Source organism: Bacillus sp. KS1, from assembly GCF_020075515.1.
Taxonomy (GTDB): Bacteria; Bacillota; Bacilli; order Bacillales; family Bacillaceae; genus Bacillus; species Bacillus velezensis.
The window spans coordinates 224115-237938 of record NZ_JACAWW010000004.1 but is presented as its reverse complement, the minus strand read 5'-3'; the positions used below and the strand labels follow the sequence as shown (position 1 = coordinate 237938).

The 13824-nt window shown below is 47.9% G+C and carries 14 protein-coding genes, 1 pseudogene and 1 riboswitch; of the genes and pseudogenes, 10 read left to right on the top strand and 5 right to left on the bottom strand.

The features are described 5' to 3' along the window. The first annotated feature begins 102 nt into the window (after positions 1-102). The gene (gene sspJ / locus HWY38_RS01580) at positions 103-243 is read left to right on the top strand and encodes a small acid-soluble spore protein SspJ (RefSeq protein WP_007410034.1); all 141 of its coding nucleotides are present in this window, start codon (positions 103-105) and stop codon (positions 241-243) included. 122 nt (positions 244-365) lie between these two features. Then, positions 366-546, top strand: a riboswitch (Lysine riboswitch). A gap of 110 nt (positions 547-656) precedes the next feature. Next, positions 657-2069, top strand: coding sequence for an amino acid permease (locus tag HWY38_RS01575; protein ID WP_007613722.1), 1413 nt, complete (start codon positions 657-659; stop codon positions 2067-2069). 51 nt (positions 2070-2120) lie between these two features. On the opposite strand, the pseudogene HWY38_RS01570 reads toward HWY38_RS01575, so the two are convergent. Both HWY38_RS01570 and HWY38_RS01565 read right to left on the bottom strand, forming a co-directional pair. Continuing rightward, a pseudogene (locus tag HWY38_RS01570) lies at positions 2121-3034 on the bottom strand (class I SAM-dependent methyltransferase). A 146-nt stretch (positions 3035-3180) separates the two neighbouring features. Next, entirely contained in the window at positions 3181-4119 is a 939-nt protein-coding gene (locus HWY38_RS01565; protein ID WP_224181123.1) for an iron-hydroxamate ABC transporter substrate-binding protein, read from the bottom strand. A gap of 247 nt (positions 4120-4366) precedes the next feature. On the opposite strand from HWY38_RS01565, the gene HWY38_RS01560 reads away from it, so the two are divergent. Genes HWY38_RS01560 through HWY38_RS01550 form a run of 3 tightly spaced genes read left to right on the top strand, consistent with a single transcriptional unit; the run spans position 4367 to position 7236 of the window. Continuing rightward, positions 4367-5404 (top strand): FecCD family ABC transporter permease, encoded by a 1038-nt coding sequence (locus HWY38_RS01560; protein ID WP_029973587.1) that lies wholly within the window; start codon positions 4367-4369, stop codon positions 5402-5404. Further along, a complete protein-coding gene (locus tag HWY38_RS01555) occupies positions 5404-6414 on the top strand; it encodes a FecCD family ABC transporter permease (RefSeq protein ID WP_224181122.1) in 1011 nt (336 codons plus the stop codon). The genes HWY38_RS01560 and HWY38_RS01555 overlap by 1 nt, the downstream gene beginning before the upstream one ends. 18 nt (positions 6415-6432) lie before the next feature. Beyond that, a complete protein-coding gene (locus HWY38_RS01550; RefSeq protein ID WP_150941415.1) occupies positions 6433-7236 on the top strand; it encodes an ABC transporter ATP-binding protein in 804 nt (267 codons plus the stop codon). A 37-nt stretch (positions 7237-7273) separates the two neighbouring features. On the opposite strand, the gene HWY38_RS01545 is transcribed toward HWY38_RS01550, so the two are convergent. From HWY38_RS01545 to HWY38_RS01535, 3 genes are all read right to left on the bottom strand, one after another. Beyond that, on the bottom strand, positions 7274-7696 hold the full coding sequence (locus tag HWY38_RS01545; protein ID WP_224181121.1) for a YrvL family regulatory protein: 423 nt from the start codon (positions 7694-7696) through the stop codon (positions 7274-7276). 64 nt (positions 7697-7760) lie between these two features. After that, positions 7761-8921 (bottom strand): oxalate decarboxylase family bicupin, encoded by a 1161-nt coding sequence (locus tag HWY38_RS01540; protein WP_007410043.1) that lies wholly within the window; start codon positions 8919-8921, stop codon positions 7761-7763. Positions 8922-9038: 117 nt separating this feature from the next. Beyond that, entirely contained in the window at positions 9039-9194 is a 156-nt protein-coding gene (locus HWY38_RS01535; protein WP_012118419.1) for a YvrJ family protein, read from the bottom strand. Between the two features lie 242 nt (positions 9195-9436). Between HWY38_RS01535 and HWY38_RS01530 the strand changes: the two genes are divergently transcribed. From HWY38_RS01530 to HWY38_RS01510, 5 genes are all read left to right on the top strand, one after another. Continuing rightward, positions 9437-9973 carry a sigma-70 family RNA polymerase sigma factor gene (locus HWY38_RS01530; RefSeq protein WP_087920805.1) on the top strand — a complete coding sequence of 179 codons (537 nt, stop codon included), beginning with the start codon at positions 9437-9439 and terminating at the stop codon, positions 9971-9973. Further along, positions 9970-10206 carry a sigma-O factor regulator RsoA gene (gene rsoA, locus HWY38_RS01525; protein ID WP_003151778.1) on the top strand — a complete coding sequence of 79 codons (237 nt, stop codon included), beginning with the start codon at positions 9970-9972 and terminating at the stop codon, positions 10204-10206. Before HWY38_RS01530 ends, rsoA begins: the two co-directional genes overlap by 4 nt. Before the next feature lie 172 nt (positions 10207-10378). Next, entirely contained in the window at positions 10379-11098 is a 720-nt protein-coding gene (locus HWY38_RS01520; protein WP_003151779.1) for a response regulator transcription factor, read from the top strand. Beyond that, positions 11095-12837 (top strand): sensor histidine kinase, encoded by a 1743-nt coding sequence (locus HWY38_RS01515; RefSeq protein ID WP_007613700.1) that lies wholly within the window; start codon positions 11095-11097, stop codon positions 12835-12837. The genes HWY38_RS01520 and HWY38_RS01515 overlap by 4 nt, the downstream gene beginning before the upstream one ends. 63 nt (positions 12838-12900) lie before the next feature. Beyond that, positions 12901-13779, top strand: coding sequence for an SMP-30/gluconolactonase/LRE family protein (locus HWY38_RS01510; RefSeq protein WP_088461649.1), 879 nt, complete (start codon positions 12901-12903; stop codon positions 13777-13779). Positions 13780-13824 lie beyond the last annotated feature (45 nt).

Sequence of the window (13824 nt, the reverse complement as noted above, 5' to 3'; positions counted from 1 at the left end):
TTACCTGTTCCGCCAAAAGGAAGGAGACGCGGATTCCGCATATTCTGCCGCGGAAAAAGACACATTATAGGTGTACCTATATTTGATAAAGAGGTGATACAGATGGCTTTCTTTAACAAAGAAAAAGGAAAAAACAGCGATAAAAACAAAAATGTCATTCAAGGCGCGCTTGAAGACGCCGGTGCAGCTCTGAAAGACGATCCGCTTCAAGAAGCTGTTCAAAAGAAAAAAAACAACCGCTGACCATATAAGACGGGTAGGGCGAATGCTCTATCCGTTTTCCATCTAATTTTTCCCTTTGACAGATCTTTTTATCTCTGATAACCTCTGAGTAGAATTGAATGATAAAAATCCTCACTCTTTCTCGGTGAGGTAGAGGTTGCGCTTGATGATGAGTCGCACATGCCAGGCTGATAGGGGCCGCAAAACATGTGTTAAAGGCATCAGCGCCGAAGTGTAAAGAAAGCCGATCCTTCTTTATGCTGGGACTGTATCTGAATAAGTGCAGGACTGCCGCGTGCTTTTTCGCGGAGGGCTATCCGGAGATCAAGGGTGTGTGTGTTTCTTTAAGCATGGACTTTTGTTCAGGCTTTTTTTGCGTGTAAATATGATCTCGGGGTCTGGTCCGTACGAATGAACAACCAGGAGGTACAGGAATGGAACAGACGAAAAAATGGGGTTTTTGGTTATTAACGGCGTTTGTCGTAGGAAATATGGTAGGCTCGGGCATCTTTTCGCTTCCGAGTTCGCTCGCAAAAATCGCGAGCCCGTTCGGCGCCACATCGGCATGGCTTTTAACGGGAGCCGGTGTGTTAATGATCGCGCTGGTCTTCGGCCACTTATCCATCCGCAAGCCTGAGCTGACGGCGGGACCGCAAAGCTATGCGCGTGCGCTGTTCAGCGATCGGAAAAAAGGGAATGCAGCGGGCTTCACGATGGTGTGGGGCTACTGGGTGGCGAGCTGGATCAGCAACGTGGCGATCATCACGAGCCTTGCCGGATATTTAACATCATTTTTCCCGATTTTAACGGATAAGCGTGAAATGTTTTCGATCGGCGGTCAGGCGGTTACGCTCGGCCAGCTGCTGACGTTTGCCGTATGTACGGTTTTATTATGGGGCACTCACACGATTCTCGTCACCAGCATTAACGGTGCGAGTAAATTAAATTTCGTCACGACGTTTTCAAAAGTATTAGGATTTATCTTCTTTATCATTGCAGGTTTATTTGTGTTTCAAACGTCGTTTTTCGATCATTTTTATTTTCCGGTTCAAACAGGTCCTCACACAGTTGAGGGAATCGGCGGGCAGATCCACAATGCGGCGATTTCAACATTATGGGCGTTCGTCGGAATTGAATCGGCAGTCATCTTATCCGGGCGCGCCCGTTCGCAGCGCGATGTGAAACGCGCCACTATTACCGGATTATTGATCGCGCTTGGCATCTATATCATCGTAACATTGATTACGATGGGCGTGCTTCCGCATGGTAAGCTTGTCGGCTCGGAAAAACCGTTTGTTGACGTATTGTACGCGATCGTCGGCAATGCGGGAAGCGTCATCATGGCGATTCTGGCGATTTTGTGTCTGTTCGGAACGATGCTCGGCTGGATTCTTCTCGGCTCTGAAGTTCCGTATCAAGCGGCGAAATCAGGAGACTTTCCGGCTGCTTTTGCAAAAACGAATAAACAGGGAAGCCCGGTTGTGTCGTTAATCGTAACGAACGTGATGTCACAGATCTTTATCTTTTCAGTTATTTCCCGGACGATCAGTGACGCGTTTACGTTTTTAACGACGGCGGCGACGCTCGCTTATCTGATTCCGTATCTCGTATCAGCGTTTTACAGCCTGAAGCTCATTTTTACGGGTGAAACGTATGACGAGATAAAGGGTTCAAGAGTAAGAGACGGTATCATCGCCATCCTTGCCTGCATTTATTCTTTTTACGTCATTATTACCGGAACGGCCGATTTAACGACCTTTATTCTCGGTATCGGGCTGTTCTTCGTCGGTTTGCTGTTATATCCTTTCGTCTCAAAGAAATTTGCAAACAACAGACAATCGGTATGACAAAAAGACATCTCACGTCTGTGAGATGTCTTTTTTGTTTGCGGCGGCGGGTTACGTTTTGACGGCGTGTATATAATGAATGGTCTCGAATGCGGTTAAATGGTCAGTGCGTCCGCTGAAAAAACGGTCATTGACGTCCGCCGGAGATAAATGTTCATAAATAAGCAGACCTGATGATTCTAATATTTTTTCGATTTCTTTATAACTGAAACACGATAACATCGGTTCTCCGCTTGCTGCAGCCATTTTCACCATGTTTTCCACTCTGTTTGACAGTCCTCTTACTTCAAAGAGGGACTCATCTGCATAATCAAACACGATAGAGCTTCCCGGCGGGACTTCGGCAAATAATTGTGTGAGCAGGTGGGCGAGATGCTTTTTCGTAAGAAAGTATGACACACCGAGCAGGCTGAAAAAGGTTTTTTGGCGTGAAAAACCTTCCTGATACAGACGGCTGAAAGAAAGCGAAGCGGCGAAGTCCATCGGTACAAAATGTAGATGATGGGAAATGCCGAGCTTCAGATGTTTCAATCTGTTTATTTTGTCTTCCTGTGAAGCGGGATGATCGATTTCAAATAAGTCTAAGCCGTTTGTCACCTCAGGATGCCTGAAACAAAAAGTATCCAGCCCCGCGCCAAGGATGACATACTGTTTGGCCCCGAGCTTCACTTCATTCAAAAGCACTTCTTCACAATATGCGGCACGGGCTAACGGTGTAGGAGACAGCTGGACTTGAGTCACCCATTTTAAATGTCATCCGGTTGGCCTTGAAGCCTCTGGGCCATGTCTTTGCTGAAAAATGATATACCTTGAATCAGATGATCGCGGATATCCGAATGCTCTTTTTCAGAAATCAGATCTTGTGCCATAAAATCATCAAATATCACCGGGGTGTCGTGTTTACTGTGGTACGCCCTTCCGAAAGCGGACAGCAGGGAAGTCATACTCGCCTTGTTTTCTTTCATATAAAGATCCTCCGTTATTTACATCAATTTCCGGCCGGGAGAATCTTATTATACATGTTAATCCAAAAATGTAAATTATAGCTTAAATGAATTTTTTTGTCAAGTTTTAAGCGTAATAAAAAGCCGCTGTGACAGCGGCTTCGGGGTTACTTCGTTAAGCTTTTTGTGATGTAGTCGAGCTGGCCTTCAAGTGAGATCGGGTCTGAGAAATAGAAGCCGATCGGATCAATGCGGTAGACATGGTTTTGTTTGACGGCATCGAGGTTCTTCCAGATTGAGCTGTCAAGCACGCCTTTGTCGTCACCGCCGGCCTGCCATGGCCCCATAAAGATGTAGTCTCCCGCGAAGTCAGGCAGTTTCTCGAGTGAAATGCTGGCGTAGCCCGGCCCTTGATTAATGGCTTTTTCCTGCGTCAGTTTTGTGGCCTTCAGCCCGAGTTTGTCATAAATGATGCTTCCGCCGCGGCCGAAGTCTTTACCGAATACATAGATGTCTTTTCCGTTTGTCTGCATGATGGAGATGGTTTTTGAGCCGACCGCTTTTTGAACCTTTGTTTTAGCGGCAGCGGTTTTCTTATCCCATTCAGCCAGCCATTTGTCTGCTTTATCTTCAGTGCCTGTCATTTTCGCAAACTCTTTGAATTGATCAATATTGCTGAGCTTGTCATATTTAATGGCGATTGTCGGCGCGATTTTTTCCAGTTTTTCAATATCGGCGCCTTGTGTCGTCCAGACAACGATTAAATCCGGCTTTAAGTCAATGATTTTTTCAACGGACGTGCCGTCGCCGATGTTTGTCACACCTTTTGTTTTCCCTTTGTAATAAGGGTTTTTAAATACGTTTTGCGGCGCGCCGACAACATTGACGCCGAGCTGTTTGAAGTCGCCGTAGTAGCCGTCAGCCATGACGACGACCCGTTTCGGGTGCTTCGGAATTTTAATATTGCCGTTTTCGGCTTTATACGTGATGGTTTCTTCTTTTTCAGAAGAACCTTTCGTGTCTGAAGAATTGCCGCATGCGGCCAAAGCGGCGATGAGCAGCATGGCAATCAGCGCTGCGCCGATTTTCTTGTATGTATGGAACATCTGACATTCCTTCTTTCATAAAAATTAGTGATAAAGAGAATCATTATCAGTGTGATTATATCACTGCTTTCATAGAGAAGCACGCTCTTTTTTAAGAAAAACTTTCTTTTTTTATATGAAATTAGGTCTATTAAAAGAGAAGATAAAAGTGCTATACTGAAACAAGTCATTGATAATCATTATCATTACCATTCTTGTTTTGAGAAAGGAAGAACGAGTGTTGGGTCTATTGAAAAAGAAACAGACAATGACGGCTCAAGGGGCATCAGGGAGTGAAATCCAGTGGACGGCGCGTTCATTCCGGGCGGCTGTGCTGCTGTGTGCCGGTATTGCGGTTTTATTGATCGGCGCGGCTCTGTCTGTTTCCATCGGAGCTGCCGATATTCATCTGCGGACGGTGTGGGATGCTCTCTTTCACTTTCAGCCGCAAAATACATCTCATCAAATCATACGCGATCTGAGGCTGCCGAGAACCGCCGCCGCCGCGCTCGTCGGGGCTTTTTTAGCTGTGTCCGGGGCGATTATGCAGGGGCTGACGCGGAACCCGCTTGCTGAGCCTTCCATTATGGGCGTGACGTCGGGGTCAGGATTTGCGATCGCATTGGCATTTGCTTTTTTTCCGGGGCTCTCTGCCGCTGGACTTGTTTTGTGGTCCTTTGCGGGAGCGGGAATCGGAGCGCTTATTGTGTTTGGCATCGGCCTGTTTTCAAAAGGCGGTCTGACACCGGTGAAGCTCGCGCTGGCCGGTACGGCAGTCGGCTATTTCTTAACGGGGCTTTCAAGCGCGATTGCGATCCGTTTTGATGTCGCCCAGGATGTGAAGTTCTGGTACGCCGGAGGAGTCGCTTCCGTGAAATGGGAAGGCGTGCAGCTGCTGTTGGCGGTCGGGGTTATCGGACTTTTGCTGGCATTTCTGATTGCGCGCTCAGTGACGGTGCTGAGCTTGGGTGAGGAGCTGGCCAAAGGGCTCGGGCAGTACACATCGCTTGTGAAAGTAATCGGAATGTTTGTCGTTGTCCTCTTGACGGGGGCTTCAGTCTCAGTCGCCGGAGCCATTTCTTTTATCGGCTTGGTGATTCCGCATATCACCCGATTTTTAGTCGGGGTAGATTACAGGTGGATCATTCCCTGTTCGGCGGTATTCGGCGCCGTTCTGTTAGTCTTCAGTGATATTGCCGCAAGACTCGTCAATGCGCCGTTTGAAACACCGGTCGGCGCTTTAACCGCCCTTATCGGCGTTCCCTTTTTCTTTTATTTGGCGCGCAGGGAAAGGAGAGGGCTGTAATGAATGTAAAATCGAAAAAAACGCTGGCGGTCATGGCCGTTACGTTTTTGCTCATATGCATCGTCTTTTTTATCAGCTTAAACATGGGGGTGATCCGGATTGCGCCTCTTGATACGCTGCGTGTCTTTTTCGGACAGGGGGATGCCCGGGATCAGCTCGTTTTATTTGAATTCAGACTGCCGCGCATGGTGCTGTCATTGCTGGTCGGCGCCGGAATCGCGGTTTCAGGCGCGATTTTTCAAAGCGTGTCTCAAAATGACTTGGCGGAGCCGGGCATTCTCGGTATTAACGCCGGGGCGTCTTTGGCGGTCGTTTTGTTTATCTTCTTTTTCCAAGGATCAGCTGTTGATTTAAGTATGGCCAGTACATGGCTGCTTCCGGTGAGCGCTTTGGCGGGGGCTTTTCTGGCTGCTCTGCTCATCTATGTGCTGGCTTGGAAAAAAGGCGTTTCGCCTGTCCGGCTCGTTTTGGTCGGGATCGGCGTCAATGCGGGGTTTAATGCGCTGCTCTTGATTTTTCAGCTGAAAATGGATCCGCGGGATTTCATGCAGGCGCTTGTATGGATTTCCGGTTCGATTTGGAACGCCAATTGGAAAATGGTGCTGTCCATTTTGCCGTGGCTGCTGGTTCTTTTACCGTTCAGCCTCTATAAAGCCAGGTATTTAAATGTGCTCCAGCTCGGTGATCAGCTGGCGGCGGGGCTTGGCACCCGGGTTGAAAAGGAGCGGCGCGTTCTGCTGATGTGCGCCGTTGCCCTGACTGCGTCATGTGTTGCGGCAGCCGGCGGAATCGCTTTTCTCGGACTCATTGCGCCGCATTTGGCCAGAAGGCTTACCGGCCCGCGCCACCAGACGCTTATCCCGGTTTCGGCTTTAATCGGCGCATTTTTATTTCTGCTTGCTGATACGCTGGCGAGAAATGTGCTTGCACCGTCCGAAGTTCCCGTCGGCCTGGTGATTTCCGTGCTCGGAGCGCCGTATTTTGTATATTTGCTGATGAAAACGAAATAGAGGAAGGAGACTGCCGCGATGAACTCATTATCGGCGGAACAGCTTACTGTCGGTTATGGCGACCGTTTGATAGCGAAAGAATTGGATATCGCCATACCGAAAGGAAAAATTACAACGCTGATCGGTCCGAACGGCTGCGGAAAATCGACGGTTCTCAAAACGATGTCAAGAATTATGAAACCGAAATCCGGCGCCGTCTATTTAAACGGACAGGCAATCATGCAAAAATCCACGAAAGACATCGCCAAGGAAATGGCAATTCTTCCGCAGACGCCTGAAGCGCCGAGCGGGCTGACGGTGTACGAACTTGTTTCTTACGGCAGGTTTCCACATCAGTCCGGAATGGGCCGTTTGAGTGATAAAGACCGTGACATGATCAAATGGGCGCTTGAAGAGACAGGGATGGCCGAATTTTACGACCGGCCGATCGAAGCGCTTTCCGGGGGGCAGCGGCAGCGTGTGTGGATCGCCATGGCGCTCGCTCAAGAAACGGAGCTGCTGCTTCTTGATGAACCGACCACTTATTTAGATCTCGCTCATCAGCTTGAAATTTTGCAGCTGCTGGACAAATTAAACAAGGAGCAGGGCCGCACCATCTTAATGGTCATTCATGATCTGAACCATGCCGCCCGTTTTTCCCATTACATGATCGCCCTGAAAAAAGGGCGCGTCATCAAGGAAGGAACGGCGGAGGAAGTCATGACTCCCGGCATATTGGAAGACGTTTTTCAGATTGACGCACAGATTGTAAAAGATCCGCGCACGAACAAACCGGTCTGCTTAACCTACGATTTAATCCGGAATGAAAACGCAACGGTATAATGAAAAAAAACGCAGAGCCATTCCGGCCTGCGTTTTTTTATTGCGCCCGGGGCTGCTTTTGTCCGGAGACGCATTTATCCAAAACGAAAAAAACCCCCGCCACTATCAGCTCCTCCGTCGTTGACAGCCAAATCTTTTCAATCAGTTTATCCGTCGTATACGCGGTCATCCAGAGGAACAGCAGCTGAACGGTGCTGGCTAAAAGGAGAAAAGGCAGCCTGCCCGTCCCAAAAAAGGTAAAGCTATGTATCATCAGGCGCTCAAGCGGTTCAAAACATAAACCGAGAAAAATAAAAAGCACGGAAAAAAGCAGGACGTACGCCATCGATCCGTAGCTCGTCCCGGCTAATGAAAATACGGCCATCATCACGATAAAATACCCGAATAATACGGCAGCGGCTGCCAGGGCATACCGGAGCACATGAAGAAAAAACATTTTCATCCCGTTTTGATTGATCATCTGTTCAGCTCCTTTTCACACAGAGGAGACTTGCAGAGACGGAACTCTGCAAGTCGATGTATCTTCAGCATTTCTTTTTGACGACAGGGTGTTTCTCTTTCGAAAGAATATCCGTAAAGTCTTTGCCCAGATCCAGATGCTGCTGGACGAATTTCTCAGGAAGCATGGCAAGCCATTGGTTCAGGGACACATCGGCATAGTGGTCATCCTTGAAGATTTCCAGGAAGACGAGCGGCTCATCTCCCAAATTCTCCACATAGTGGCCCATTGCGAACGGAACGTAACCGACATCCCCGGCCTGATAGTTAAATGTTCTCGCATGGCCGTCCGATGCAAAAACCGTCATCCGTCCTTTACCGGAAATATAATACTGCCATTCATGCGTATTCGGATGCCAGTGCAGCTCTCTCATTGCGCCCGGTTCGACCACGACAAGCGCTGAAGCGATCGTTTTGGACACTTTAAAGTTTGTGGAATCCGCGATATATACTTTGCCGCCGTCCGTCTCAGCGGTCGGGCCTTCATCCAGCAGGCGGTAAGTGAACGGATAAGGCACTTCACCGTTCGGGCCTTCCACAATGTCATCTTTCAGCTTCCCGGGAACCGGCTCTTCAAAGATGTATTTTTCTTTCCCGGGCAGGCCGGCGAGGTCTTTTTCTGAAACACCGAAGTTGTTGGCGATGACATCAAGCGGTGTATGGGCAAGCCAGTCAGTCACTTGGAATGTGCTGTTTTCTGAGAAAGAACCGTCATCAAAAACCAAGAGGAATTCACAGCCTTCTTTCAGCGCCTGAATGGAGTGCGGCAGGCCTGACGGGAAGTACCACAGATCTCCTTCCTTCACGTCATCGATAAAACTGCGTCCCTGTTCATCAACAATCGTGACCCGCGCTTTACCCGTCAGCATATATGCCCATTCCGCTTCTTTATGCCAGTGCAGCTCACGGATGGCGCCCGGTTTTAAACGCATGTTGACAGATGCCAGATTTTCAGAAATCGGCAGCTCGCGAACGGTCACCTCACGCGCGTATCCGCCCTTTTCCAGCCGGTTGTGCACATCTGAGAAAGAGAATTTCATATTATCCACTGTGCCGTGATCCGTTTCCGGCGGCGTCAGCATATCCGGATTTTGGCGGTCTCTTTCAAGGTTGCGCGGAATCGTGACGGTCGCCCCTTTGTCTCCTCTGATCGGCTGCGGGATATTGCAGTTGTTTTCTTTTGACATGTAAATCGTCTCCTCTCAAGCTTTGTTTTTTCAGAAAGAGAATGTGAAAGGCCTTTCGTTTTCCCTTCTGCTTTGTTAAGTGATGCGTTCCGATGAAAAGTCAACTTCGTGTGAAAATTAATTTTTCATTTTCTGATCTTTCAGTTCCGTCATCAGTTCGATCAGGGCGTCAAACTTCTTCTCAAACCGTGTGAGAAGATACATGGCAATCAGAGCCGGAAAGCCGAGATTGCCGATCTGTCTGACCGCTTCTTCTATAAAAACCTGATCCATTATCAGCCACCTCCTGACTTGACCTGCAGTCATGTATATAAGTGAAAGAAAGAGCGGCTCCTGTAAACCTGATATCCCGGTTGAGGGTCTTTTTTTTGTTCCGGCAAATCCGGGACATAAGGAGTGCGGAATCTTAGTCGGAAAGGAGTAGTTTACTTTTTTTTGCTTTCTTTCATTTAATTTAAATAGGGGGCGGTTTTATGGACTATCAAGTTCTTTTACGGTCAAAATGCAAGGAAATTATGAAACATCCGATCGTTAAACATTTTTTAAGTGACCCAAAGCATTACGAGAAATTTAAAAATGTGCTGGAACATTCAGACGAGAAGGATGCAAAATCACTGGACGACCATTTTAAACAGTTTTATAAGGAAATCCGGATCATCAAATATATGAACTCTATGATCCGGATTTTCTCCATCGATTTTGACAAGCGCATCCGTAAAAATCAGAAGCGCTATCCGCTGACGGTGGATCAGCCGGAGGGAGGTGAAGCGCTTCCCTATGAAATGGGAAAAGACGCGTATGAAGAGTTTCTGCGGAAGCAGGGGGATTTGAGCCAGCATGTCCAAAACCGTGATTTATACGAAGCGCTTCAGACGTTAACCGATAAACAAAAAAGCGTGCTGACGAATATTTATCTTCACGGAGCGACGATGAAGGAAATTGCCGAGTCGCTGGGTGAATCACGGCAGAACATTTCCAATATTCATAAAAAAGGGCTCGACAATCTCAGAAAGCAGCTGGACAAGCAAAAAAAGGGGGAAAATAAGCAGTGAACGGGCCATTTGACTTCAACAAAGAGAACACAGATACCGACGAAATGGAACTTTTGATTTCGCGTTTTTCGCCAATGATAAAAAAAAAACTGAGCAATACATCATACCAGGAAAGAGAAGATCTTGAACAAGAATTGAAGATTAAAATAGTTGAAAAAGCGGACATGCTGTTATGCCAGGAAGTGCCGGGTTTTTGGGAATTTATACTTCATCTTATAAATGAAAGCTCCTGACAAAAGCGGCGGGATGATTGATATTCCGCTCTGACAACGTGAGAAAAACGAGAAGAGATGTCCGTCTCGTTTTTCTTTTCTGTTTCCCCGCAAGACCTCCGCACTAAAAAGGTACCAAATCTTATCCATATAATGATATGATGAAAAAAACAAAGAGAAAGGAACGTCCAAGGTGGAAAATGCGTCAATTTTAATTGTAGACGATGAGAAGGCGATCGTTGATATGGTCAAACGCGTTCTCGTCAAAGAAGGCTATCACAACATTAAGACAGCCGGAAGCGCTGAGGAAGCGATCGAGTTTGTTAAACATGAAACCGCGGATCTGCTCGTACTGGATGTGATGATGGAAGGCATGTCCGGTTTTGAAGCATGCACCGAAATCCGGAACTATACCGACGCTCCCATCTTTTTTCTGACTGCCCGTTCTTCTGATGCGGATAAGCTGTCAGGATTTGCATTGGGAGCTGACGATTATATAACAAAGCCGTTTAATCCGCTCGAATTGGCGGCGCGGATCAGAGCGACGTTAAAGAGAACCTATAAGCGCGAAGAGAAAACGGCGGTAAAGACGTATTCATACAGCCATTTTTCCTATTCACCGCAAAACGCCGAGCTGATCGTCGGGGGCGAGCCCGTCAGCTGCTCCGCACAGCTTCTGCAGCTGCTTCAATATTTCTGTGAACACCCTGATGTGGTGCTCTCAAAAGATCAGATCTATGAAAAAGTATGGGGATATCCGTCTTACGGCGACAACAACACCGTTATGGTGCATATCCGCAAGCTCAGAGAAAAGATTGAAAAAGACCCCAGCAATCCGTCTTATATTGTAACGGTGCGCGGCCTCGGCTATCGGTTTATTCCCGATCAAGGAGAAAAAGGAACCCGGTCATGAGAATGCGCGGAAAATTTCTGCTCCACTTTTTCGGACAGCTGCTGCTTGTCATCCTGCTGATGTCCGTTTTGGCCGTCGCTTCTTTCTTCTATTTGGATTGGCGTTTCAGCGAAGCGGAAGCCAATGCGGGACTGACCAAAGCGACGGCAGACTCGTTTGAAGCGTGGCTTGATAAAAACGAAGACGGCACATGGGATGTCGATGAATTTTTAAAGATGTCAGTCAGAAAGCAGAAGGGCTGGCTGCAGATCATTAATGACAATGAAAAAACGGACTACGCCTACAGAGTGCCGAAAGACGTCCCGAGCCATTACAGCAGAAAAGACCTCTTATCCATTTATCAGTACCGGAATTTTGACAACTACAAGCTGAATTACTGGACGGTCACGATAAATGATGAGACCTATTTGATTCTGTTCGGCTGGAAATCCGCCAGTGAGCAGCTTCTCACTTACATCGAATCACAGGAGCCATCCCTCGCTTCCCTTTCTCAATATAAAAAAAGCACGGTTGATTATATTAAACGGGAAAAAGGGGCGGTTTACCTTCTCGAAGACAGCGGCAGACTGCTCGGGGATATCAACAGCACGAAAAAAGAACGGAACACTGTCAATGAGCTTGAATTGCTGAAATACAGTTCCAAGCCGTGGAATTACAAACGGGAAATTTCTTTTAAAAGACTCGATAAAACGAAATGGATGGTCGCGTCGGTGCCGAACCCCGTGTACATCCCCGATCACGAGTTTAACAAATCATTTTTGAGAAATGTGATGAAAACCCTCTTTCTCTTGATCGGAATCCTGGTATTTATGATCTGCATCTTGACCATCTGGTACTCTTTCCGTTTCGGCTGGCCGCTGTTTCATACCATCAAATGGCTCGTCAATTTATCAAAGGGCCGGCTTGAAGAACCGAAGAACCGCAAAGGACAGCCGGTCAGCAAAAACAAAAAAGGCAAAACAAAGCAGCCGTTCCGCTTTTTCGCCGAGATTTTCGAATCGATGGATCAGCTGACTGACACGCTGAAGCGGGATAAGAAAAACAGAGAAAAAATCCAGGCGACAAGGGAAGAATGGATCGCCGGGCTGAGCCATGACTTAAAAACCCCGCTGAGCACGATTTACGGCTACAGCATGATGCTTGAATCGAAGCAATACGACTGGACCCCCGAAGAAGTCAAAGAGATGGGGCAGATCGTCCGGGAAAAATCAGAATATATGTCGAAGCTGATTGAGGACTTAAACTTAACATACCGCCTCAAAAACGCGGCCCTCCCGATCGAACGGCGGCTGATCAACGTCGTGCCGTTTATCAGAAACGTCACGAACGATTTCACGAAAAACACGTTCTCGGAAGGCTATGACATCGCCTTTGAAACCAAAAAGGAAGACATTCTTTTCGCCATTGATGAAGCGTGGTTCCGCCGTGTTCTGGAGAATCTGCTGGCAAACGCGGTTAAGCATAATAAGAAAGGGACCGCCATTCGGGTCGTGCTTGAGGAATCAGCCGAACAGCTCATTCTGAAAGTGAAAGATAACGGAAGAGGAATGGACGACGAAACGATTCACCAGCTGTTTAACCGTTATTACCGGGGAACGAATACGAAAGGCCCGTCAGAAGGAACGGGACTCGGACTCGCCATTGCCAAGGAGCTGGTACACCTTCATAACGGAACCATCCATGTCAACAGCAGAATCAGCGCCGGAACGGTGATTACGATTCTTTTTAAAAAAGATTAAGTTTGGACGCCGCTTTGTCGGGAATAACAATAGAAGACTGACAAGCAAAAGAGGTGTTCACATATGGAAGCAGCATTACGAGCAGATACGAGAGCAGTTATCGGAGAAGGCCCTTTATGGGACAAGGATAAGGAATGCCTGTACTGGGTGGATATACTGGGCAGCCAGCTCCATATCTTCACTCCGGCTGACGGAATCAACCGTTCCGTTAAATTCAAATCATTTGTCACGGCTCTGGCCTTGTATTCAAAGGAAGAGCTGGTGATGACGATGAAAGATGGGTTTTACCTGTACAATCTTCGGGAAGACACATTGACGAAGATGAAGCAGCCGAGAGACATGCGGGAAGATATCCGTTTCAATGACGCAAAATGCGACCCGTCCGGCAGATTATGGGCGGGAACGACGAGCATGGAAGGCAAAGAAGAGGAGGCTTCGCTGTACCGTCTGAATACGGACGGCAGCCTTGCCAAAATAAAAGACCAGGTCTCCACCTCGAACGGTTTGGATTGGGATCGGGACCGAAACTTGATGTACTATATCGACACTCCGACGCAGGAAATCGTCTGTTATGCATACGATCCTGAAACCGGGGCCGTATCAGATCCGAAAACGGTCTACCGCTTTCCGGAATCGCAAGGATCTCCCGACGGAATGACCATTGACCGTGACGGAATGCTGTGGGTGGCTCTGTTCGGAGGCGGCCGTGCCGTCCGGATTGACCCGTTTTTGCATAAGGAAATTGCATCTATCGAAGTTCCGGCGAAATACGTCACCTGCTGCGCGTTCGGGGGCAGAGACTTGAACACGTTATACATTACGACCGCGACAGAAAAATTGACGGAAGCCGAAAGACTTGAGCAGCCGCATGCGGGCGGCCTGTTTTCAGCAGAGCTTGAGACGGGCGGCTGGGAGCCGGTTCCGTTTGCAGGCATGATGTAAAAAAAAGCCCTGGCATATGGGGAAGTTCCCATTGTGCCGGGCTTT